This is a genomic window from Trinickia dabaoshanensis, assembly GCF_002879885.1.
Taxonomy (GTDB): domain Bacteria; phylum Pseudomonadota; class Gammaproteobacteria; order Burkholderiales; family Burkholderiaceae; genus Trinickia; species Trinickia dabaoshanensis.
This window is the reverse complement of sequence record NZ_PNYA01000020.1, coordinates 62,621-83,354: the sequence shown is the minus strand read 5'-3', so window position 1 is coordinate 83,354 and position 20,734 is coordinate 62,621. Positions and strand designations below refer to the sequence as shown.

Below are 20,734 nucleotides of genomic sequence, written 5' to 3'. Positions count from 1 at the left end.
GGCTTATCGTGCCCTCAATCGCGCCATCGTATTCAGTAGCGCATCGAGCGTCACGGGCTTGGTCAAATGCGCGTCGAATCCGGCGCGCAGCGCCGCTTGCACGTCGCTGTCGCGGCCGAACCCGCTCAGCGCGATGGCCTTGACGCCGGTGAGGCCGTTACGTTTGCGCACGGCTTCGATCAATTCCACGCCGCTCATGCCGGGCATCCCGAGATCCGACAGGATGAACGATGGACAGCGTTGATCGAGGATGCGTAGGGCCTCGTCTCCCGCGGTGGCAACGACCACGCTCGCGCCCTCGGTCTCCAGCAGCAGCTTGAATGCCTCGACCGTTTCGCGGTCGTCGTCCACGAGCACGACCTCGGTGTCGCGTAAAAGGGCGGGGGGCGCCGCGCCCGGTGCGATCGCCTCGGCTTGCTCGTGCGCGCGCGGCAATACGACGGTAAAGGTCGCGCCCCGGCCGAGCCCATCGGAATGCGCAGCCACGCGCCCGCCATGCAAAGCGACGAGCTCTTTCACGAGCGAGAGGCCGATACCCAAGCCGCCCGAGCGCGCGGCGCCCGCATTCTGTCCGCGCTGAAACATCTCGAAGATGTACGGTAAGACGGCGGGGTCGATTCCCATTCCGCTGTCGCTGACCGCGAGCTTCGCCATCGTACCGGTGTCGTGCAGCGTGACCTTGACGCGGCCTCCGCGCTCGGTGTACTTCAGCGCGTTGCTGATGAGGTTCCACAACACCTGTTCGATGCGGGTCAGATCGGCCGCGACGGTGACCGGGTGATTCGGCACTGAATACGCGAATGCAATACCGCCGGTTCGGGCCTCCTGGTGAACGGTGTCGCAGATGCGTCGAACGGTCTCGGATAGGTCCACGATGGCGCAGGCGAGCGAGAGCTTGCCCGTTCTCACGCGCGATATGTCGAGCAAATCGTCGATGATCTGCGCCTGACCCGTCACGGTGCGGGTGATCGTATGCGCCGCCCGCGCGAGATCCGGCTCGCTGCTCGCCATGCGCGACCGTGCGATCAACTCGGCATTGGCGCTGATCAAGTTCAGCGGATGCTTCAGTTCGTGCGAAACGACGGCCAGGAATTCATCCTGGCGCCGTTCCACTTCCTCGAGCGCGCTTTGACTGGCGCTATGAAGGCGTTCCTCCGCGATGCGTCGCGAGGTGATGTCGATGAACGAGAGCACCGCGCCGTCGATCAAATTCCCCGTTGTCATATAGGGCTGGAAGCGCGCGGAGAACCAGCGTCCGTCGCCGCTTCTCACTTCGCGTTCGATCAGGCGCAGCGAATCGAACGCTTGCGCGGCGTCGGCCTCGAGGCTGTCGTATTGCAGCCGGTGCCGAATCTCGAGCAATGAGCGGCCGATGTCCGGCTCGGCGATGTCGAAGATATCCTTTGCGCGCGGCGTGAAGCGCATGATGCGCAGGTTGCGGTCGACGAAGATGGTTCCGATATCGTTGGCGACGATGAGGTTTTGCAAATCGTCGTTGATCTTGTCGGTTCGACCCATTCGGGACTGCAATTGCATGTTGACGGTTTCCAACGCCGAATTGGCCGCTTGCAGATCGCCCCGGTTCGTTTCCAAACTTTCCGCGGCCACCCGAAGTTCGGCGTTCGTCGCCTGCAGTTCCTCGTTCGATGCGCGCAATTCCTCGTTGGACGTTTCGTAGTCTTGGACCGTCTCCTGTAATCGGGCCTTGACGCTTTGCAACTCTTGTTCGAGCTGCGCGATGATCGGCGCGCTTGCATCCTGTACGCGCGCTTCGTACTCGGTCGCGCTGTCGGGAACTTCGTCGAACAAGATCAAAATGAATTCGTCGTTCGCCTCTTCGTCGTGCACCGCGCGAGCGATCATGCGAACCGCGAATGGAGCCCCCTCGTGCGAGAAACGGATCGATGGCGTATCGATTCGATGCCGGCTTTGCAGCGCCATGTAGATCGCCCTTCGCAATGCGCTTCGGAGTTCGGGACGGATCGCCGCGAGTACGTTGTGCGAGGGTTCCCCGCCGGCGAATTGCAGAAAGCGGCCGGCCCGATCGGAGACATGGACGATCTCGGAATTGCGATTGACGAGCACGCTCGGCAACGCGTGCTCCTCGAGCAATCGTCCATGCAGGTCGCCGAACGAGAACGGGCGTTTGTAGGTCGATGCGTCGAGCGCACGCGCGAGCGCAGCGCCGTGCTCGGCATGCGTCGCGGTGTCCATTCGAGCCGTCCGTGGCAGCGAGATGTCGACGCAGAAGATTCGGGCTTGCTTGTCGATGCACGTAAAGAGCCGAGCGGCCGAGTCGGCCGTTTCGGACGGGCCTAGGAATAAATAGCCGCCTGCGCCGAGCGCGAAACGGAAGGCCTGCAAGGTCTCCGATTGGGCTGCGCGATCGAGGTAGACCAATAGATTCCGGCAGCAGATCAGATCGAGCCGCGAGAACGGCGGGTCGCGCAGCACGTTGTGGACGGCGAACAGCACGCGTTCGCGCAATTCTTTCTTGATGCGATACCCCGCATCGCTTTTGACGAAATACTTTTTGACCCGGGCAGCATCGACGTCCGCAAGTGCCGCTTGCGCATAGACGCCTTGCCGCGCCACCTCGATCGCGCGGTCGTCGATATCCGTGGCGAACACTTGGAACGGGACGCGGGACGCGGGACGCGGTTTTGACGGACGCCTCGTGCAGCAGCATCACGAGCGAGTAGGCCTCCTCTCCGGTCGCGCACCCGGCAGCCCACACACGTACGGGGTCGTCGGCGCTGCGCTGCGCGAATATCGCGGGGAGCACGTCGACGCGCAACGCTTCGAACGCGTCGCGGTCGCGGAAAAAATGCGTCGTGCCGACAAGCAGATCCTGCAATAGCGCCTGCGTCTCGTCTGGATGAAGGTGGAGAAAGTCGCGGTATTGCTGCAGGTCGCACAGCCCATTGATCGTCAGACGGCGTTCGATTCGTCTGAGCAACATCGCCCGCTTGTAGTGCCTGAAATCGTGTCCCGTACGTGCGCGCAATACGATCGTGATTTCCCGCAAGGCGCGCTGATTGCGCTCGGAAAGCGGATCGCCGTCCTGGGCCGCGTCCTCGCTCGGACTGTCGCATTGCGCAATGCGAATACGCCCCTCATGAGTCCATAAGTCGAGCAGCCGCTGGGGCATCTCGCTGGCGCCGAGTGTGAGATCGACCATGCCCGTCGCGATGGCGGCGCGCGGCATGCCGTCGTACTGCGCGTCGTCGGGGCTCTGAACCATCGTAATGCCGCCGAGCTCCTTGATTCGCTTGATGCCGACGGAGCCGTCCGATCCCGTTCCGGACAGCACGACGGCGACGGCACGTTCCTGCGCCGTTTCAGCCAGCGATCGGAACAGCAGGTCGATCGAGCCGGCGGCGGCGCGCGCACTCGCAATCGGAGCGGCGGCAAGCCGGCCATCCGAAATCGTCACCGCGCAAGCGGGCGGAACGACGTATACGTGATTGCGCTCGATGGTCGTGCCGGGTGCGATTTGCGCGACGGGCATCGACGTTGCCGTCTGCAAGATGGTGTCCAGATTGCTCGCGTGCTCGGACGGGAGATGCAACAGCACCACGTACGCTGCCCCGGTCGTGGCGGGCAGTGTTTCGAAGAATTGATGCAGAGCGGTGACGCCGCCTGCTGAGGCACCGAGACCTACGACAGGGAACTCGACGTGGGCGGGCGCCGATAGGCCATCGCTGAGCTTTGGCATCGTCTCGGGTCAAATGAGAATTTTGGGCCCCGGGTTACGACGATTGGTCTTTCTTATAAAGAAGCTGCTCCAATGCGCGCGCAGCTTCATCGGCATCGCGTGCCTGCGCCGCAAAGCGTTGCGCGGCTTTTTGCTCACCGATGCTCATATAATACTCGGCACGTTCGGTGCTGAGGGCTTTCTTCTCGTGTAGCGCTCGCACGGCTTGCCAGAGGGAGCGCTCGATGACATGATCGCCGGCCGCTCCGAGCGTTTCCGATCCGAACGCGTGGCCGGTATGGCACCGGTACCGCGTGGGCGGCGGGGCTTCGAGCCGCCAGAGCGCGCCGCCGCACTCGGGGCAGGATATGCCGGTAGGCACGCCTACCGCAGCCATGTGCGCGATCGAATCCGGTCTCAGCATCAGTTCGTTTTCGCTCAAGAGGGCTGGGGAGGGCGCGCTCGGCGTCTCGTTCGTCGCGCTCCCGGCGAGTGCGGCGATCGTCGACGCGAGTTTGTCGATCGGCAAGACGTACGTCGGGGCGGTGCCGCGCATGGCACTGCGCGGCATATCGGGTGCGTGCGCCTCGTCCGGGTCCTGGACCATCGTGATTCCTCCGCAGGCTTGAACCGCCGCAAGACCGGCCGTGCCATCGTCGAGATGTCCCGTCAGCACGGCGCCGATCACACGTGGGCCTCGGGCCACGGCCGCGCTGCGAAACAGCGGGTCGATCGCGGGGCGCGAGAAGTTTTGTTTAGGCCCCCGAATCGTTCGGACGATATCGTTCTCGATGACCAGGTGCAGATCGGGCGGCGCGACGTAAATGTTCCCTTGGACGATACGCTCGCCGTCGCGCGCATGATGGGCGGGCAATCGCCCGGCCTTTTGCAGCATTTCGGGCAGGATGCTCGGGTGCGGCCCGATATGGAGAACGATCAGGACGGCCGCCGGCAAGCGCTCGGGGAGGGCGGCCGCGATAGCAGTCAGCGCGTCGACACCTCCCGCGGAAGCGCCTAGGACGATCGTGTCACGGGTTTTCAATGTGCGGTTCCTTTGCCGTCGTATGCGCAAGAACCGGTCCCGAATCGACTCCGCCTACTCGGCGCCCGCTTTGTCTCGAATGCGCATCACCGTTTGTCTCGACGTTTGAAACTGGCGCGCCACTTCGCTCACCGCGATGCCCCGCGCGAGGCGATCGAGAATGCGCGAGCGCTGTTGCCGCGTCAGCGACGGCGGGCGGCCAAGCGGGCGGCCTTCGTCCTTCGCTTGGTTCAGGAATTCGCGCGTTCTCGCGCTCGCGCTTAGGCGTTCCAGTTCGACTACGGCTTCCAGTGTCTTGACGGCGATGGGTGCGGTGGTGCTCGCGAGATTGGCGGGGCCGGTTTCCTCGCAATGCACTTTCAGCCCGGCATCGCGGCATCGCGCGAGGGTCGAGAGCACATCGCGTGCACTGCTGCCGAGAAATGCGAGCTTGGTGACGACCAGGGTGTCGCGCGCTTGCATACGACGCAGCACGTTGGCAAGCGCGCCGCGCTCCATGGCCGGCCGCGAGTGCGGCGTGCGCTCCACTACGACGCGGCGTAGGTCGATCGTGTAGCCCGCGGCGTCGAGCCTAGCCAGATCGGGCTCCGGCAAACCCTGGCTCTCAGGCAGGTTGAAGTAAAAGTACATCTTCGACAATCGATTGCCTCCAGGACGGAAGACGCTCGCTTCGTGCTCGCATTATGCACAGCGTGTTTGAAACGTGTGTCCGTAAGTAGCCAAATACGGACACTCGGCGTGCCTACCCATTACATTTCTTCTGTCTTACGCTTTCTCCGTGGGATGTTGCCACGACTTGCGTTTCGACAGTCATAACAAGGGCAACCGAAATGAACGTTCAACGACCCTCGATTCGTGCCCCCGCCGGCCGGCTGAGAATCATTTCCCTGTGGCGAAGCCTCGCGAACAGCGGCGCGCGCGTCTATGGATGGACGGTGAAGGTCGATGCGGCGACCGGCAGCGAATGTATGACGATCGATGTGGCGGGCTGTGACGAGCAAAGCTTGGCCAATCTCGCCACCGTGCTGGGCGGCACGCCGACGGAGGCGACGGTCACGGCCTGCTCGCTGTTGACCTTGGACGGCGGGGTCGAGCAAGAGTGAAGCGCTTGGCGGGCGATCTTCGCCGCCGCAAGCGCATTACCAGCCGCGGAACCGATGCCACACGGCCAGCGCCCCGTCGGCGCGAACAGCATGGTATTCGGCGAACTGTGCGCCCGTGGCGCAAGCATGATTCGGAAGGATTCGAAGCTTCGTGCCGAGCGGGAAGCGGGCGACGACGTCGGCTGGGTTGCATGGGACGGCATCGCCGGCCGCGGCCATGATCCCGTGTTCCTGATTCGCCGAGACCAGTAAATATCCATCGATCGGGGTGCCGTCGACGGTGCACGGCAGACCGTACTGGAAGTCGCGAGACTGCTTCGACGTGCCGCGATCGCGACTGAGCGCCATCCACCCTGCATCGACGATGATCCAACCTTTGTCCGGCTGATGGCCGATGACGGTGGTGAGAACCGAGAGCGCAAGGTCGTCGAGCGCGCAGACGCCCACGTTGTGCATCACCAGATCGAAGAAGACGTACACACCGGCCCGAACCTCGGTCACGCCGTCCAAACGCGCCGCGGCCAGCGCTGTCGGGGTGGAGCCCACGCTGACGCCGGGGCAATCGATACCTGCCTCGCGCAGTCGCCGTGCCGCGAGCGCGCAGCCCGCTCGTTCTTGTTCGGCGAGCGCGCGCAGCGCTGCCTCGGTGTGTAACTCGTAGCTCGAGCCCGCATGCGCCATCACGCCGCCGATGGGTATCGCACCATCGCGCAGGGCGCGGCCGACCGCGAGCAAGGTGTCGCTATCGGGAGCGATGCCCGAGCGATGCCCGTCGGTATCCACCTCTAGCCACACTTCGAACCGGTCTTCCTCGGCCCGGCAAGCGGCGACGATCGCATCGGCCGCCGCGAGATTGTCGACGACGAGCTTCAGCCGGCAGCCGCGCCGTTTCAGCGCCATCGCGCGCGCGAGCTTCGCGGGCGCGATGCCGACGGCGTAGAGAATGTCGTCGATACCCGCCTCGAAACAGGCTTCCGCTTCCTTCAGGGTCGAAACGGTGACGCCGTGCGCGCCCGCGCGAAGCTGCGCGCCGATGACCTCCAAGCACTTGCTCGTCTTGACGTGCGGCCGGAAGCGAACGCCGTGCGCGTCTATCCTCGCCTGCATGGCGGCGATGTTGCGCTCCATCCGATCGATGTCGAGGACGGCCGCCGGTGTATCGAGCGTGTCGAGGGCGGAGGCCGTCATTGCTGCGCTCCCGAGCGGGCTTGTTCCGACGTGGCGCCGAATCGGGCTGCCCAAGCGGGAAGGGCGGCGAGCGTCGGCGATTCGATTTCGGGCGCCGGCGCGCCCGGCACCGGTGCGAGACCCACTCGGTTGTGCCAGTAGGTGCGCAGGCCGCACCGCGCGGTGCCGAACAAGTCGTAACCCGATCCCGCGACGAAACCGGCATCGGCTGCGTCGACACCGAGTTCGGCCAACGCCAATCTATAAGGACGCGAATCGGGCTTATACGCGCCGGCACGCTCGGCGGTGACGACGACGTCCCAGTCGACCGGAAGCAGCGCGGCCGCGAGGCGCCCGAGCCGCTCGGATGAGTTGGTCACGACGGCGAGTTTGCAATGCGGGCGCAACGCGCCGAGGCTCGCTTGCGCGCCGCTCCACGGCGCGAGCTCGAGCCAGGCCGCTTCTAGGGCGGCGGGTGCCGAGGCGGGCAGCCCGGCTTCCACGGCGGCCTGTTCGACGAGCGTCTCGTACGCGACGTAATCGCCGCATCCATAGGTCAGGCGCAAATAGGCGGCGCGCCACGCCCGCCCCATTGCTTCCGAGCCGGCCGCTCGATTCCATACAGACCATGAATCGAGTAACGCCGTCAGTAGGTCGAACAGAACGGCCTTGGGATAGGAAGACGGCAACGCAAGATCGGCCATCGCAGTGAGCCTCCCGGGGCTGGCTTTATGATGGCTCGATTCTAGGCGCGGCATGCCGATGCGTGGTTAAGCGCAACTTACGATGAGGTTTAACGAAATTTAATAGGCCCGCCCGCAGCCCGAGCAGGTGAATCGATGCGAACGCAACGGCGCACCGGCGCTCGCGAGCCGGCATATACTGGCGCCTCGCACACGACGCTTCGAGCGCGCTTCGCCCGTATCCCCTATGTCTGATCGCGTCCACTACCGACATATCGCCGATATGCCCGGCCTCGTGCTAGGTGCCGCGCAGTTTTCGACGTTCAGTTTCGATCGCCATTTCCACCTCGATTACCACATCGGTTTGGTGACCGAGGGTGTCCAGCGGCAGCGCTTCGGCGGGAAGACGGTACTCGTCGGGCCCGGCTGCGTTTCGCTGATGCCGCCGGGCGAGATACACGACGGCGTAAGCGACGAAGCCGGCGGCTATACCCTCAAAACGTTTCGGTTATCGCCCGAGTTGCTCGGCAGCGTCGCCGAGGATGTCGGCGATGGGCCGCGCGTGCCCGAATTGCCGGGTGCCTTGTTGGAAGACGCCGAGCTTGCGGCGCAACTCGCGCGCTTGTTCGACGTGATGCGGATGAGCGGGCAGGGCGGGTCGCTCGCGGTGCAATCGGAGTGGCTGCGCTTGCTCGATATGCTGCTGACTCGCGCGCGTGCGATCGTGCCGCAGCAGGCGAGCGGAGCGCTCTCGCCCCTGCAATGGCAGCGCGTTCGCGATTATTGCTTCGCGCACCTGAGCGAAAAGATCACGCTCGATGCGCTCGCCGGGATTTGCGAACTCGGCCGCTTCCAATTCCTTCGGCAATTCAAGCAAACGGTCGGGATGACGCCGCACGCCTGGCTGCTGCGGCTGCGCCTGGAGCATGCGTGCGTGCTGCTTTCGCGCAGTTCGCAAACGATCGCCGAAGTGGCGCAAGGCGTCGGCTTTTACGACCAAAGCCATTTCAATCGCGCCTTCCGGCAAGCCTTCGGCGTGGCGCCGTCCGGCTATTGAGCGCAACGCTTCCCGCGTGTTTCCGCCGCCGGCAGGCCTCGAACGCCCTCGTCAATTTTTTACAATGCCGTCCGCCCTTGCCCCGCTACGATACGCGAGCGATTGGGGCGAGAAGCCCCGTTTAATTGGGGAGTCGAGGAAAGCGATGGCGAATCGGGAGCAGACATCGCCGGCGGCCGCCAGGGCCGAGCCGGAATTGGGATTTTCAAGCGACAACATCGCGGGGGCGTCGCCGGAGGTCATCGACGCGTTGATCGCCTGCAACGCCGGGCAAGCGCGGCCGTATGGCGCCGATGAACTCACTGCCCGCGTGGAGCGCAGGTTCAGCGAGTTGTTCGAACGAGAGGTCAGCGTGTTGCTCGTGCCGACGGGCACGGCCGCGAACGCGCTCGCGCTGGCCGCGCTCACGCCGCCATGGGGCAGCGTGCTGTGCCATCGCGACAGTCACGTCAATAACGACGAATGCGGCGCGCCCGAGTTTTTCACGGGTGGGGCGAAGCTCGTCACCGTAGAGGGCGCAGCGGCCAAGATCGACGCCTCGGCGCTGCGCATCGCGGCGCGCGCGAAAGTAGGCGACGTGCATTCGACGCAACCGGCTTGCGTGACGATCACGCAGGCGACGGAAGTGGGCAGTCTCTATTCGGTGGACGAAATCGCGGCGATCGGCGAGGTGTGCCGCGCCTCGAAGCTGAAGGTGCATATGGACGGTTCGCGCTTCGCGAACGCACTCGTGGCGCTCGGCTGCACGCCCGCGGAGATGACGTGGAAAGCCGGTGTCGACGTGCTGTCGTTCGGCGCCACGAAAAACGGCGTGCCCGCGGCCGAGGCGATCGTTTCGTTCGATCCCGCCGTCACGCGCGAATTGGCGTTTCGACGCAAGCGGGCCGGCCACCTATTCTCGAAGATGCGTTTTCTCTCGGCGCAAATCGATGCGTATCTCGCGGGCGATCTATGGTTGCGCAACGCCCGCCAGGCGAACGCCATGGCGCTGCGGCTCGTGCAAGGCTTGCGAGGCCACGCCGGTATCGAAGTGATGGGCGAGCCGCGGGCGAACATCGTGTTTTGCCGGTTGCAGCAGACGCTGATCGAAACGCTGCTCGCGCAAGGATTCGGCTTCTACCACGATCGTTGGGGACCCGGTGTCGTGCGGCTCGTGACTTCGTTCGCCACGACGGCGCTCGACGTCGATCATCTGCTCGAAGCCGTGCGGCTGGCGCTCGGCGCAGCGGACCAAGGAGGGCATGCGGCATGACCGAGCGGCGTTATATGACCGAGGATAGCCTCGCGATGGAGACGATTGTCTTGCGCTCTTCTCCACGCGACGATGGGCTTTTCGACGTCCTCTTGGAGGCCACGCTGTTTCACCCGCAGGGCGGGGGCCAGCTCTCGGATCGAGGCACGATCGCCGGGGTGCGGGCGGTGCGCGTCTCGTCGGTCGAGAACGAGGTCGTGCATGTCTGCGAGCAGGCGGTACCGCTCGGCGCCGCCCATATCGAGGTATGCGCTCGGTCGCGCGCGCTGCACGCCCGGCTGCATTCCGCCGGCCACCTGATCGGCTATTGCGGCGAGGCGCTGGGCTGGCGTCCCGTCAAAGGCCATCACTGGCCCGGCGAGGCAAAGGTGGTATTCGAGGGCGAAAGCGCGATGCGCGTGTTCGATGCGCAAGAGATCGAAGCGCTCGCCAATGCGCACGTCGAGGCGGGGTTGCCGCGCCGGACCGTGCTCGAAGGCGAGACGCGCAAAATCGGCTTCGGCGAGTTACCGCTGCATGGATGCGGCGGCACACACGTCGTTTCGTCGTCCGACATCGGGCACATTCGCATTTCGAAGGTGAAGGAAAAGAAAGGCCAGGTTTCCGTTCACTACGAACTCGTGGGCGAGTGATCGAGCAGGCGATCGCCGGTCGAGTTCCGTACGGCTTCGAACGAAGCGCCATCGATCGACGACGCCCGCAACTGACGTATATTCGGGGTCGTTGCCCTGCGGGGCAGGGCTCGGATAGGGCGCGTCCTTACCCGGTCACCGAACGAAACGGGTCACTCCTCAATGAACCACGTTGTCGATAGCGCCGCACCCGCCTGGTTTCCCGATGCCGATCTCATCGAGTCGTCGCGCATCATGCATTTCATGCGCTGGCTGCGGGCCGAGCGCAGCCTGGCCTTCGACGACTACGACGCGCTGTGGCGATGGTCGGTCGACGATGTGGACGCGTTTTGGTGCGCGTTTTGGGACTGGTCCGGCATTCGTTCCGACGCGCCGCGCGGGCGGGCGCTCGTGGACGCGGCGATGCCGGGGGCGGCTTGGTTTCCCGGCGTGCGTTTGAATTACGTGGAGCAGGTGTTCCGGCACGCGACGAGCGCGTGGCCCGCCATCGTCTATCGCAACGAAGCGGGCGAGCAGGGCGAGATGAGTTGGGCCGAGTTGCAGCGGCAAGTGGCGGCACTCGCGGCGTCGCTGCGGCGGATGGGCGTCGCGCGCGGCGATCGCGTCGCGGCGTTCATGGCGAACACGCCGCAGACGGTCGTTGCCTTTCTCGCCGTCGCGAGTATCGGTGCGATCTGGTCGGTCTGCTCGCCCGACATGGGGCAATTGGCCGTGCTCGATCGTTTTCGGCAGATCGAACCGAAAGTGATGATCGCAGGAGACGGTTATCGATATGGCGGCAACGGCTACGACCGCATCGAGTTGATCCGAGCGTTGCTGCGGCAATTGCCGACGGTCGAACACCTCGTGCTGGTGCCGAATCTCGATCGCGAAAGGACGGTTTCGGCATTGGGACGTCCCGCCGATGCCAACGTTGCGGCCGGGGGCGCGCGGTGGGTCGATTGGGTCGATGCGATCGCAGGCAATGCCGATGTCCCGCTCGACGTGGAGTCGCTGCCGTTCGATCATCCGCTATGGATCGTCTATTCGTCGGGGACGACGGGCTTGCCCAAGCCGATCGTCCATTCGCACGGCGGCGTCGTGCTCGAGCACGTGAAGACGGCCGCGCTCCATCTCGACCTGCACCCGGGCGATCGCTTCAACTGGTATGCGAGCACGGGTTGGATCATGTGGAACTGCCAAGTCGCGGGGCTGCTCGTCGGGGCCACGCTCTGTCTATACGACGGCAACCCGAGCTACCCGGATTTCAGCGCGCTCTGGCGCTTCGTCGGCGAAGAGAAGGTGACGTTTTTCGGCGCCGGCGCCGCGTATTTTCAGGGATGCTTGAAAAGCGGTGTCGAGCCGCGCGAGGCCGCCGATCTTTCGGCCTTGCGCGTAATCGGATCGACGGGCTCTCCGCTGCCGCCCGAAGCGTATCGCTGGATCCTCGATCACGTGGGCCCCGTCTGGATCGACGTCATCTCCGGCGGCACCGATTTCGCGGGCTGTTTTCTGGCTGGGGTGCCGACGCTGCCGGTCTATCTGGGCGAGATGCAATGCCGTTGCCTCGGGGCGCGCGTGGAGGCATTGAACGAAGCGGGCCAGCCGCTGATCGACGAAGTGGGCGAATTGGTGTGCACGGCGCCCATGCCGTCGATGCCGCTGTATTTCTGGAACGACGAGGACAATCGGCGATATCGCGAGAGCTACTTCGATATGTACCCCGGCATCTGGCGGCACGGCGACTGGATACGCATTACGCCGCGCGGCGGCGCCGTGATCTACGGCCGTTCCGATGCGACGATCAATCGGCACGGTATACGGATGGGCACGAGCGAGCTTTACCGCGCCGTCGAGGACCTGCCCGAGGTGCTCGATAGCTTGGTGGTCGATCTCGAGTACTTGGGGCGCGACTCGTATATGCCGCTCTTCGTGGTGCTGCGGCCCGACACGCCATTGAGCGCCGAGCTCGTCGACGAGATCCGTGCACGCATTCGCCAGGCGCTATCGGCGCGCCATGTGCCGAACGATATTTTTCAGGTGGGGGCGATACCGCGCACGCTGTCGGGCAAAAAGATGGAGCTTCCCATCAAGAAGTTGCTGCTCGGCCAACCGCTCGAGAAAGTGGCGAATCCCGATACGATGGCCAACCCCGAAAGCCTTGCTTGGTTTGCCCGATTCGCACGGGAGCGTGGCGTCGAGCAGGGTTGACCGCTGCGTGGCGGCTGGCTCGCTGGCTCGGTTAGGGCACCGCCCACCAAGCCGGTAACAACCGCCGAACCTCGGCGCGCCGATAGCGGTCGTCGATCAAATGCAGCACGCCGACGTCCGTTTCGGTGCGGATCACGCGTCCCGCCGCTTGCACGATCTTTTGCAGTCCGGGATACAAGTAAGCGTAGTCGTACCCGCTGCCGAATTTGGCGTCCATCTTGCGGCGCATTTCCTCATTGACGTCGTTGACCTGCGGCAAACCGAGCGTGGCGACGAACGCGCCGATCAGTTGCTTGCCGACGAGATCGACGCCTTCGGAAAATGCACCGCCGAGCACCGCTAGCCCGATGCCGCGATCGGCCGCGCGAAAACGCGCCAAAAATGCGTCGCGCTCCGCCTCGCCCATGCCCGGCGCTTGCGTCCAGACCGGCACGTGCGGATGCCGCGCTTGCATCAAGTCGGCCACGCGCCGTAAATAGTCGAAGCTACTTAGGAAACCCAAGTAATTACCCGGGAGTTCGGCGTATTGGCTCGCCATCAGATCGACGATCGGTATCAGCGATCGTTCGCGATCCTTGAAGCGCGTGGAGACATGGGCCGCCACGCGGATGGTGAGCTGCTGCGCGCGGAACGGTCCCTGCACGTCGAGGGCGGCGGTGTCGTCGGGCAAGCCGAGCATGTCGCGATAGAAGCGCTCGGGCGCGAACGTGCCCGAGAACATGACGGTGGCATGCGCGGCGGCATGCCTCGCCGCCAGAAAGTGAGCGGGCACGACGTTGCGCACGCACAGCGTGGATAGACGCCGGTCCTGATCGCCCGCGCGAGGCGCATGTAGCTGGATATCGAACACGGAGTGCTCGCCGAATTGTTCGCACAACGAAACGAAATGCATCGCGTCGAAAAATACGCGCAGCAAGGCGTCGTCGAGCGAAAGCGGCGCGTCGGCGAGATGATCGGTCACGGCGCCGATCAAATTTTGCGCGGCGCCGACGAGGCGTGCCGGCACTTCGCCATATGCCTGGTACCGGTTCGTCTGCGCGCGGTTCAGCACGTTCCACTCGCGCTGCAACCGTTGCAAGGCTTTCTTCAGCACGGCGGGCGCGATCTTACCCGCGGCCTTGAACGCGGGTTGCTCGATCTCGGCCGAATACATCTTGCGGCCCCGTTCGAGCATGTTGTGGGCCTCGTCGACGAGCACGGCGACGCGCCATTGGTTGATCCGCGTGAGCGCGTAAAGCAAGGCGCTGCTGTCGTAGTAGTAGTTGTAGTCGCCGACGACGATATCGCACCAGCGCGTCAGTTCTTGCGCCAAGTAATAAGGGCAAACGTCGTGCGCGAGCGCGGCCTGCTTCACGGTGTCGCGATCGAGGCGACGGCTCGAAAGCGCGTGTTCGCGAGCGGCCGGTAGGCGGTCGTAAAAGCCGCGCGCCAGCGGGCACGACTCGCCGTGGCATGACTTGTCCGGGTGTTCGCATGCCTTGTCGCGGGCTACGAGTTCCAGCGTGCGCAGCGGCAAGTCGTGCCCGCCCGCATGGAGGGTGTCGATGGCGTCGAGCGCCAGGGCGCGTCCCGGTGTCTTCGCCGTCAGAAAGAACACGCGGTCGACGTGTCCCTGTGCGCACGCTTTGAGCGCGGGAAACAGCGTGGCCAGGGTTTTGCCGATGCCGGTCGGAGCTTGGGCCATGAGGGCGCGCCCGTCTCTAGCCGCGCGGAACACCGCCACGGCGAGTTCGCGCTGCCCGCTTCGAAACGCGCCGTGCGGAAACTGCAAGTGCCCGAGCGCGGCGTCGCGCGCGGCGCGATGCGCGCTTTCGCGTGTCGCCCAAGAAAGAAAGCGCTCGCATTGCGCCTCGAACAAGCTGCGCAATGCGGCAGCGTCGTGGGTTTGCGTGAGCACGGTCTCCTTGCGCGAGCCGATGTCGAAATACACCAGCGCGACGGTCAACCGCTCGAGGCCGCGCGTTTGACACAGCAAATGGCCATAGACGAGCGCCTGCGCCCAATGCAGCGCGCGATGGTTTTCCGGCATCGACTCGAGTTGCCCGCGATAGGTCTTGATTTCTTCCAGGCGATTGAGCGCCGGGTCGTAACCGTCGGCGCGGCCGCGAACGGTCAGCTCGCCGTAGGTGCCCGCAAGCGTCACTTCCGCTTCGTACCGGGCATCGCGCCGGGCGGTGACCACGGCATGGCCTTCGATGCCCTCGAGCGACGTGGGAGACGGAGTAAAGCGCAGATCGAGATCGCCGCGCTTCGCGGTGAATTCGCACAACGTGCGCACGGCGACGACGTAGCTCATGCCGCGACCTGCTCGGCATGCTCGCCGGGCGCTTGCTCCCAGCGAACGTCGATTACGCGGACCGGTATGCCATGGCTCACGCAATAGCGCAGCCAGCGTGTTTGGTTGTCTTGCAGTTTGTCGCCGGGGCCCTTGATCTCGATGAGTTCGTAACGTCTGTCCGCCGGCCAAAACCGCACGAGATCGGGCAGGCCCGAGCGGTTTTCGCGGATATCGGCGAGCAGGCGCGAAAACCACAGCGTCATGTGCGCGGCCGGCAAGCAATCGAGCGCGAGTGACAGGAGTTCCGGCGTCAGCATCGCCCAAAACACGAAAGGCGATTGCAGGCCGTTCTTATCCGCGTAGTTGCGCAGTATCGTCGAGCGGTAGGCGCCGCTCTCCAACTGCGCCAGGCAACCGGCGAATATCTCGGCGCGCTTCGCTTGAAAATCGGGCGCGTGCAAGTCGGCCGGGCCGCGCTGAAACGGGTGAAAGAACGCGCCGGGCACGGGAGCGAATATGGCTTCCCAACACAACAGGCCGAAGAGTGAGTTGATGAGACCGTTTTCGACGTAAAAGACAGGGGCCGTATCGGTCCCGAGATGGTCGCGCGCGACGTACTCCACGGCGAATGGCGCCTCGGGGTGGGGCAAGACGAGTGTTTCGCGTTCGATCGCATGATCTTTGCGCGCTGCCTTCCCCGGCTGTCCTACCGCTTTGCTCAGCCTCGGCATCATCCGCTCGACGCGCTGCGTTTCCGCTTCGCTTTCGGGTTCGCGCAGCGCATGCAACGCCAACGCGTGGGCGCGTTCGGTTTGGCCGTCGCGCTCCAGCACTCGGATGGTCCGGTGTCTCGCACCGGGCCACGTGCTCCGGGTATACGCGTCATGCGCCGCTTGCCAAAGACCCAGACGCTCCGCATGGTTGCCGGCGCGGAAAAAAAACTTCGCGCGGCGCGTTTCGAGCCACGGGTTATCGATGCCGATCGCCGAAGCGTCAGCCAAGAGGGCGGCGATGCCCTGCGCATCGGCAAGCGTTTCGAGCGTCGCGCGGCACGTATGCAACGACAGATAGGCATCGATATCGGCCCGCGTGCGAAAGGCGCGCGCCGAGTGCGGGAACGGCACGGACTCGTATTGATAGACGCCGAGATCGGCGAGCACGAACTCCGACCAATCTTGATGAAGGTTGCCGAAAAACATCAGGCGCAAGCGCTCGCAAAGCGGATCGATACCCGTGCGTATCACCTGATCGGCCACACCGGCGGCCCACTCGCCGTAACGCCGGGGCGCCGGGTATCGAGGGCGAATCGCCTCGAGCCATGCTGCCTTGCGCGCGTATTTCGGGCCGCCCTCGGGCGCTAAGATGCGCGACAACTCGGGGAGCGTCGCCACGGCGAACAATTCGTCGATCGTCACGGCGCAATCCGCATCGATCCACCCGAGTGCCGCCAGCGGAGCCGCCGCCGCGAGCGGGCAGCCGATTTCCTCATAGACGAGCCGGCTGGCGCGGAAAAGCGGACCGCGGCGCATCAGCATTCGGACGAGCAGCGCGCGGGCCGGTTGCGGTAGACGGGGAAAAGCGTCGAGAAATTCGCGCTCTTGCGTGTCGAGCAAGCCGTCATAGCGCTCGCCGACCCACGCCAACGCGCGCTCGAAGTTCAGCAGGTAGTACGGCGAGGGGGCGGGGGACGACACGACGGCTCTAAAAAAGGGCTGTATAAACGTACAGGGATGATAGCAAATTCGGCCGGGGCGTTCTCGGCAACGCCGTACCGGCGCGATAGCGCCGCTACGAGGGCGTTCGCCGCGGCGATAATAGCGTCCGCGCTCCGCCGAGGGTATGGCGGCACCTCTTCGATCCAAGTCACCGGGGTTTTATGGACGCATCCGCACGTATCGTTCGCTTCTTGAGTAATCGCCCGCGCATCTTTATCGGCGTCGCGATCGGCCTGATCGCCTTCTTTCTGGAGCCGTGGCATTTCCGGCCGATTCAGCGCGCGCTCTTCGCATGGGACGTCGGCATGTGGTCGTACCTCGTCCTGATCTGGATTCGTATGGTGCGGGCGAGCCCCGAAGACGTGCAGCGGGTGGCGGAGCGTGAGGACGAGGGCGCGACCACGGTGCTCGCGATCATCACGGCCGCGGCGATCGCGAGTTTGGTCGCGATCGTCGTCGAATTATCCGCGGCCAAGGGGCTAGGTCCGAAGCTGGCGAGCCTGAACTATGCACTGACCGCCGTCACGATGATCGGAGGCTGGCTGCTGATTCCGACCGTGTTTACGCTGGAATATGCGCGCTATTACCATCAGGCGGGCGAGGGCGAAGCGTCGCTCAAGTTTCCCGATCCGCAGGAGCCGCTGGACTATTGGGATTTTATGTATTTCGCATTTACGATCGCGGTGGCATCACAGACGTCCGACGTGTCTGTCTGCTCGCGGCGCGCAAGACGGACTGCGTTGGCGCAGTCGATTTTGTCTTTTTTCTTCAATGCCGCGGTACTTGGCTTGTGCGTTAATATCGCGGCGGGATTGTTGGGGTCCTGAGCCGGCGCAATTCCCATTGCAGGCGGCTCGCAGCCGTTATTGCGCGGGTGTGGCGGTTGGCCGCCGAGCGTTGTCCGCCGGGGCGGCGCGGGTGGGTGGTTAGGTGTTTTCGGTCATTTTGTCCGCCATCGTTGTCACACATGCAGCAACGAGGCATATTCTCGACGAATAACCCTATCGGCGCGCAACGCCTTCCCATTCGCCAAACTATGCGCATTCCATATTTACTAATTGCCGCAGCAATGAGTTGGCCGGCTCCATGAAACCGCGTGCGCTCGTTATCGAGCCGGATCTGTCCGGCTATCGTTGGCGATATGTCCAATGGACCATCGAAGCCCTGGTGGAAGCGGGCTACGAGTGCATGTTATGGACGCAGCCGCGCCATCGCGACCATCCGCTCGTTTTAGCGTATCAAGTGTCCCGTGCCGCGGTGAGCGTCGTGGTCGATCGGAGGCGAGACCGTCGCCTGGCCCGCGACTCGGCATGGCTCAATGCCGCGAATATCGGCTTCGGCTTTTATGCCGCTTTCGCATCCGTGTACCGCCACGTCGTTCGGACGGGTGGGGTCGATCTCGTGGTCGTGCCCGACGGCGACGACATCTTGAACGCGGTCGGCATCCTCGGCTCGCCGTTCGGCTCGACGCGTTGGATGTGCATCGCCATGCGTCAGTCGTTTCACTTGCGCGATATGGGCGTGCAAGCGCCACGCCGCCCGCTGACGCAACCGATCTATAAACGGCTCTTTTATCGCGCGTTGCGTGGCGGAAATTTATCGGCCGTGCTGACCATCGACCCCACGTTGCCCGTCTGGCATACGAAGTTCGCGACAAGCGGCCCATGTCCTCCCGTGCACTTTCTGGAAGGCCCGCATCCCGACGCCGATCATGTCGAACAGCACGAGGCGAGAGAGCGCTTGGGAATAGGCAACGAACGTTGCATTCTCGTGTACGGGACTATTTCGGACTCGAAAGGCATCAAGGAACTTTTATACGCGTGCATGCGGCGGGACGAGCATCCGCTCGTGCTCATCGCCGGCGAGCAGACGAAAGACGTGCGCGCCTTCATCGATTCCATCGGCGGCGCTCTGTTTAGCCGCGTCATCGTCTTCGACCAATTCATTTCGCCGGAGCGGGAGGCGGATTTGTTTTGCGCATGCGACGCCGTCTGGGTTGGCTACAAGCGGCATTACGGCATGAGCGGTGCGCTCGCGCAGGCACATCGATACGGCAAGACGGTGATCGCCACGGATTCGGGCTTGATCGGATGGGTGACGAAACGCGACGGGCTCGGTCCTTTACTGCGTAATCTATCGGCTCGATCGGTCAATGCCGCGCTCGACGAGGCGTTCACGCACGGCGCCGCGCGCCGCGCGGTTTCCCATTGGAACGGCGCGGACGCGGTCGCGGGCGATACGGTCAATCATTTCAAGAAAATCGTGCAGACCACACTGACGAGCGGTTGACCTGGCGTTGGTCCGCAGTTCGACGCGCGCCGAATGGCGGCGCGCCGGTCAGCAGGCGTTAGACGGTTGCCCTTGCATTGCGAAGACGGTATTCAGTCGGAGACACGGTCAGCCGCTTGCGGAACATCTTGGCTAAATTGTCGCCGTTGCGCATGCCGCTATGGCGCGCGATCACGTCGACCGGCAACTTGGTCTCGACAAGCAGACGCCGCGTCAATTCAAGGCGTGCCTGCAATAGGAATTCCGACGGCGTGGTGCCCATTTCGCGTTTGAAATGTCGCAGGTAATTGCGTTGACTCATGGCCGCGACGCTTGCCGCGTCAACGATCGTGATGTCTTGTTCGCAATTGGCGAGCAGCCATCGAGCCGATTCGCGCACTTGCTCGCTCGTGCTCCGGTGGCTGGTGCGGCTCAGCTTCGGCAGCAATACGCGGCTCGTGCCCGGCATCAAACGCTCGGCGATCTTCATGGCGACGTCGAGGCCCAGGTCGCGCTTGACTTGAAACAGGGCGAGGCACAGCAACCGGTGCTGGTCGTCGCTGGCGCTCGGCACGTACCCGGACGTCCCGCGCGGCTCGAGCACGGCGTTCCAACTGTCGGCGCCGCCGAATTTGCGCTGACGATGAGCGTCGATCGAAGCCAACGCGGCCTGACTGACGATCGGTTCGATCCGGTCCGTTCTTTGGTAAATCACGCGTAACCAACGGACGAAAGGATTATCGCGTGCGGCCAAGGCGGCGCCTGCGTCGCCGACGATAATCACATTATGCAAATCGCCCAAATGACGCGCTTCCAACCGATCGGTCGAGACACGCGCGGACGACGAACAGACGACGTCGCCGCCGTCGATGGAAAGCAAGCGGACACTATAGAGATTCGACTTTTCGCCCCCGGTCCCGCCCAACTCGTTTGCAACGTCGAAGACTTCCGCGACCATACCGGCCGTCATGAAAGAGAAGCCTTTGAACAGTAGTAGCCCAATTTGCTTGCAGCGTGGGTTGGTGTCATCCCCGTTTACGCCCGTCGGCCCGACGTGTTGGCGTATGCCGCAATTTTTTTCAATTTTTTCCATCATCATGGCTGGCTCCTTGGTTTCCTTATGCGCGTGATTTCCTTCGATAACTAACTCTTAAGGCTAATTTGCGAGTTTTGATTAATTTTTTTTGTTTATTTTCGTGCACGGGCTTTCATCGATGCTAAATGGTTTTTAAGGATCGTTCCGTCCGGGGCCTCGTTCTACGCGGTTCGGTTCGGTCGTACCGTTCCGTGCGCACGCAACTACCGGCGACGCGCGGCTAGTACCGGGCGAATCGAATACTTCTTTGATGGCGCGTTTTTCGATGCTGCCGACGAGGATCTGTCCACGACGTCGATAATAAAAGGGAGTGGTTTAAATTTCCACATAAAAACTATTGCGTCGAAATGTAACCCGATCCGAGTTTATTGGCGGTTCCCTATCAACTGTGTCGGGTTTTTATGGCGGTAATTTCGCAAGACCAGGTTGTATCCCGGATTTCCCGGGACTTTGAACTAAGTGCTTGCGAACAACCGCGGAAACTGCTACCGCCCCGAGTTATCCGTTGATGCGCTTTGCCAGTCGAGGAAATACGTCGGCAGGTCGGAAACGAT

General features: G+C 63.6%; 15 protein-coding genes and 1 pseudogene. 7 read left to right on the top strand and 9 right to left on the bottom strand.

Annotated elements, in window-relative coordinates; genetic code table 11:
* Positions 1–3: 3 nt before the first annotated feature.
* The 4 genes and pseudogenes from C0Z18_RS20985 to C0Z18_RS20975 form a co-directional block, all read right to left on the bottom strand.
* Complete coding sequence (locus tag C0Z18_RS20985) at positions 4–2,631, bottom strand: CheR family methyltransferase (RefSeq protein WP_332888217.1); 2,628 nt, start codon at positions 2,629–2,631, stop codon at positions 4–6.
* Between the two features lie 94 nt (positions 2,632–2,725).
* Positions 2,726–3,718: pseudogene (locus tag C0Z18_RS33845) on the bottom strand (chemotaxis protein CheB); the annotation flags it as partial.
* Positions 3,719–3,752: 34 nt separating this feature from the next.
* Complete coding sequence (locus C0Z18_RS20980; RefSeq protein WP_158244268.1) at positions 3,753–4,739, bottom strand: chemotaxis protein CheB; 987 nt, start codon at positions 4,737–4,739, stop codon at positions 3,753–3,755.
* Between the two features lie 54 nt (positions 4,740–4,793).
* Positions 4,794–5,369 (bottom strand): recombinase family protein, encoded by a 576-nt coding sequence (locus tag C0Z18_RS20975; protein WP_102647355.1) that lies wholly within the window; start codon positions 5,367–5,369, stop codon positions 4,794–4,796.
* 200 nt (positions 5,370–5,569) lie between these two features.
* Between C0Z18_RS20975 and C0Z18_RS20970 the strand changes: the two genes are divergently transcribed.
* Positions 5,570–5,842 carry a hypothetical protein gene (locus C0Z18_RS20970; RefSeq protein ID WP_102647354.1) on the top strand — a complete coding sequence of 91 codons (273 nt, stop codon included), beginning with the start codon at positions 5,570–5,572 and terminating at the stop codon, positions 5,840–5,842.
* A gap of 36 nt (positions 5,843–5,878) precedes the next feature.
* On the opposite strand, the gene C0Z18_RS20965 is transcribed toward C0Z18_RS20970, so the two are convergent.
* Positions 5,879–7,030 carry an alanine racemase gene (locus C0Z18_RS20965; protein ID WP_102647353.1) on the bottom strand — a complete coding sequence of 384 codons (1,152 nt, stop codon included), beginning with the start codon at positions 7,028–7,030 and terminating at the stop codon, positions 5,879–5,881.
* Positions 7,027–7,713, bottom strand: a complete 687-nt coding sequence (locus C0Z18_RS20960) for an HAD-IA family hydrolase (protein WP_102647352.1) — start codon at positions 7,711–7,713, stop codon at positions 7,027–7,029. The genes C0Z18_RS20965 and C0Z18_RS20960 overlap by 4 nt, the downstream gene beginning before the upstream one ends.
* A gap of 226 nt (positions 7,714–7,939) precedes the next feature.
* On the opposite strand from C0Z18_RS20960, the gene C0Z18_RS20955 reads away from it, so the two are divergent.
* The 4 genes from C0Z18_RS20955 to C0Z18_RS20940 all read left to right on the top strand — a co-directional run bounded on the left by C0Z18_RS20955 (position 7,940) and on the right by C0Z18_RS20940 (position 12,823).
* Positions 7,940–8,749 carry an AraC family transcriptional regulator gene (locus tag C0Z18_RS20955; protein WP_102647351.1) on the top strand — a complete coding sequence of 270 codons (810 nt, stop codon included), beginning with the start codon at positions 7,940–7,942 and terminating at the stop codon, positions 8,747–8,749.
* A gap of 145 nt (positions 8,750–8,894) precedes the next feature.
* A complete protein-coding gene (locus C0Z18_RS20950) occupies positions 8,895–10,001 on the top strand; it encodes a threonine aldolase family protein (protein ID WP_102647350.1) in 1,107 nt (368 codons plus the stop codon).
* Positions 9,998–10,633, top strand: a complete 636-nt coding sequence (locus C0Z18_RS20945; RefSeq protein ID WP_102647349.1) for an alanyl-tRNA editing protein — start codon at positions 9,998–10,000, stop codon at positions 10,631–10,633. The genes C0Z18_RS20950 and C0Z18_RS20945 overlap by 4 nt, the downstream gene beginning before the upstream one ends.
* A gap of 162 nt (positions 10,634–10,795) precedes the next feature.
* On the top strand, positions 10,796–12,823 hold the full coding sequence (locus C0Z18_RS20940; RefSeq protein ID WP_102647348.1) for an acetoacetate--CoA ligase: 2,028 nt from the start codon (positions 10,796–10,798) through the stop codon (positions 12,821–12,823).
* A gap of 31 nt (positions 12,824–12,854) precedes the next feature.
* On the opposite strand, the gene C0Z18_RS20935 is transcribed toward C0Z18_RS20940, so the two are convergent.
* Together C0Z18_RS20935 and C0Z18_RS20930 are read right to left on the bottom strand one after the other, a co-directional pair.
* The gene (locus C0Z18_RS20935; RefSeq protein WP_102647347.1) at positions 12,855–15,119 is read right to left on the bottom strand and encodes an ATP-dependent DNA helicase; all 2,265 of its coding nucleotides are present in this window, start codon (positions 15,117–15,119) and stop codon (positions 12,855–12,857) included.
* Positions 15,116–16,795, bottom strand: a complete 1,680-nt coding sequence (locus tag C0Z18_RS20930; protein WP_102647346.1) for a VRR-NUC domain-containing protein — start codon at positions 16,793–16,795, stop codon at positions 15,116–15,118. The genes C0Z18_RS20935 and C0Z18_RS20930 overlap by 4 nt, the downstream gene beginning before the upstream one ends.
* A 182-nt stretch (positions 16,796–16,977) precedes the next feature.
* On the opposite strand from C0Z18_RS20930, the gene C0Z18_RS20925 reads away from it, so the two are divergent.
* On the top strand, positions 16,978–17,643 hold the full coding sequence (locus C0Z18_RS20925; RefSeq protein WP_102647345.1) for a DUF1345 domain-containing protein: 666 nt from the start codon (positions 16,978–16,980) through the stop codon (positions 17,641–17,643).
* Between the two features lie 259 nt (positions 17,644–17,902).
* Complete coding sequence (locus tag C0Z18_RS20920) at positions 17,903–19,105, top strand: glycosyltransferase family protein (protein ID WP_102647344.1); 1,203 nt, start codon at positions 17,903–17,905, stop codon at positions 19,103–19,105.
* Between the two features lie 58 nt (positions 19,106–19,163).
* Here the strand turns inward: C0Z18_RS20920 and C0Z18_RS20915 are convergent, their stop codons facing one another.
* Entirely contained in the window at positions 19,164–20,054 is an 891-nt protein-coding gene (locus tag C0Z18_RS20915) for a helix-turn-helix domain-containing protein (protein ID WP_158244267.1), read from the bottom strand.
* Positions 20,055–20,734 lie beyond the last annotated feature (680 nt).

Bases quoted from the DNA above. Each gene is read 5' to 3' on its own strand.
- C0Z18_RS20955 (WP_102647351.1), top strand. From the start codon at position 7,940: ATGTCTGATCGCGTCCACTACCGACATATCGCCGATATGCCCGGCCTC.
- C0Z18_RS20960 (WP_102647352.1), bottom strand. From the start codon at position 7,713: ATGGCCGATCTTGCGTTGCCGTCTTCCTATCCCAAGGCCGTTCTGTTC.
- C0Z18_RS20935 (WP_102647347.1), bottom strand. From the start codon at position 15,119: ATGAGCTACGTCGTCGCCGTGCGCACGTTGTGCGAATTCACCGCGAAG.
- C0Z18_RS20915 (WP_158244267.1), bottom strand. From the start codon at position 20,054: ATGACGGCCGGTATGGTCGCGGAAGTCTTCGACGTTGCAAACGAGTTG.
- C0Z18_RS20940 (WP_102647348.1), top strand. From the start codon at position 10,796: ATGAACCACGTTGTCGATAGCGCCGCACCCGCCTGGTTTCCCGATGCC.
- C0Z18_RS20970 (WP_102647354.1), top strand. From the start codon at position 5,570: ATGAACGTTCAACGACCCTCGATTCGTGCCCCCGCCGGCCGGCTGAGA.
- C0Z18_RS20920 (WP_102647344.1), top strand. From the start codon at position 17,903: ATGAAACCGCGTGCGCTCGTTATCGAGCCGGATCTGTCCGGCTATCGT.
- C0Z18_RS20925 (WP_102647345.1), top strand. From the start codon at position 16,978: ATGGACGCATCCGCACGTATCGTTCGCTTCTTGAGTAATCGCCCGCGC.
- C0Z18_RS20945 (WP_102647349.1), top strand. From the start codon at position 9,998: ATGACCGAGCGGCGTTATATGACCGAGGATAGCCTCGCGATGGAGACG.
- C0Z18_RS20950 (WP_102647350.1), top strand. From the start codon at position 8,895: ATGGCGAATCGGGAGCAGACATCGCCGGCGGCCGCCAGGGCCGAGCCG.
- C0Z18_RS20975 (WP_102647355.1), bottom strand. From the start codon at position 5,369: ATGTACTTTTACTTCAACCTGCCTGAGAGCCAGGGTTTGCCGGAGCCC.
- C0Z18_RS20965 (WP_102647353.1), bottom strand. From the start codon at position 7,030: ATGACGGCCTCCGCCCTCGACACGCTCGATACACCGGCGGCCGTCCTC.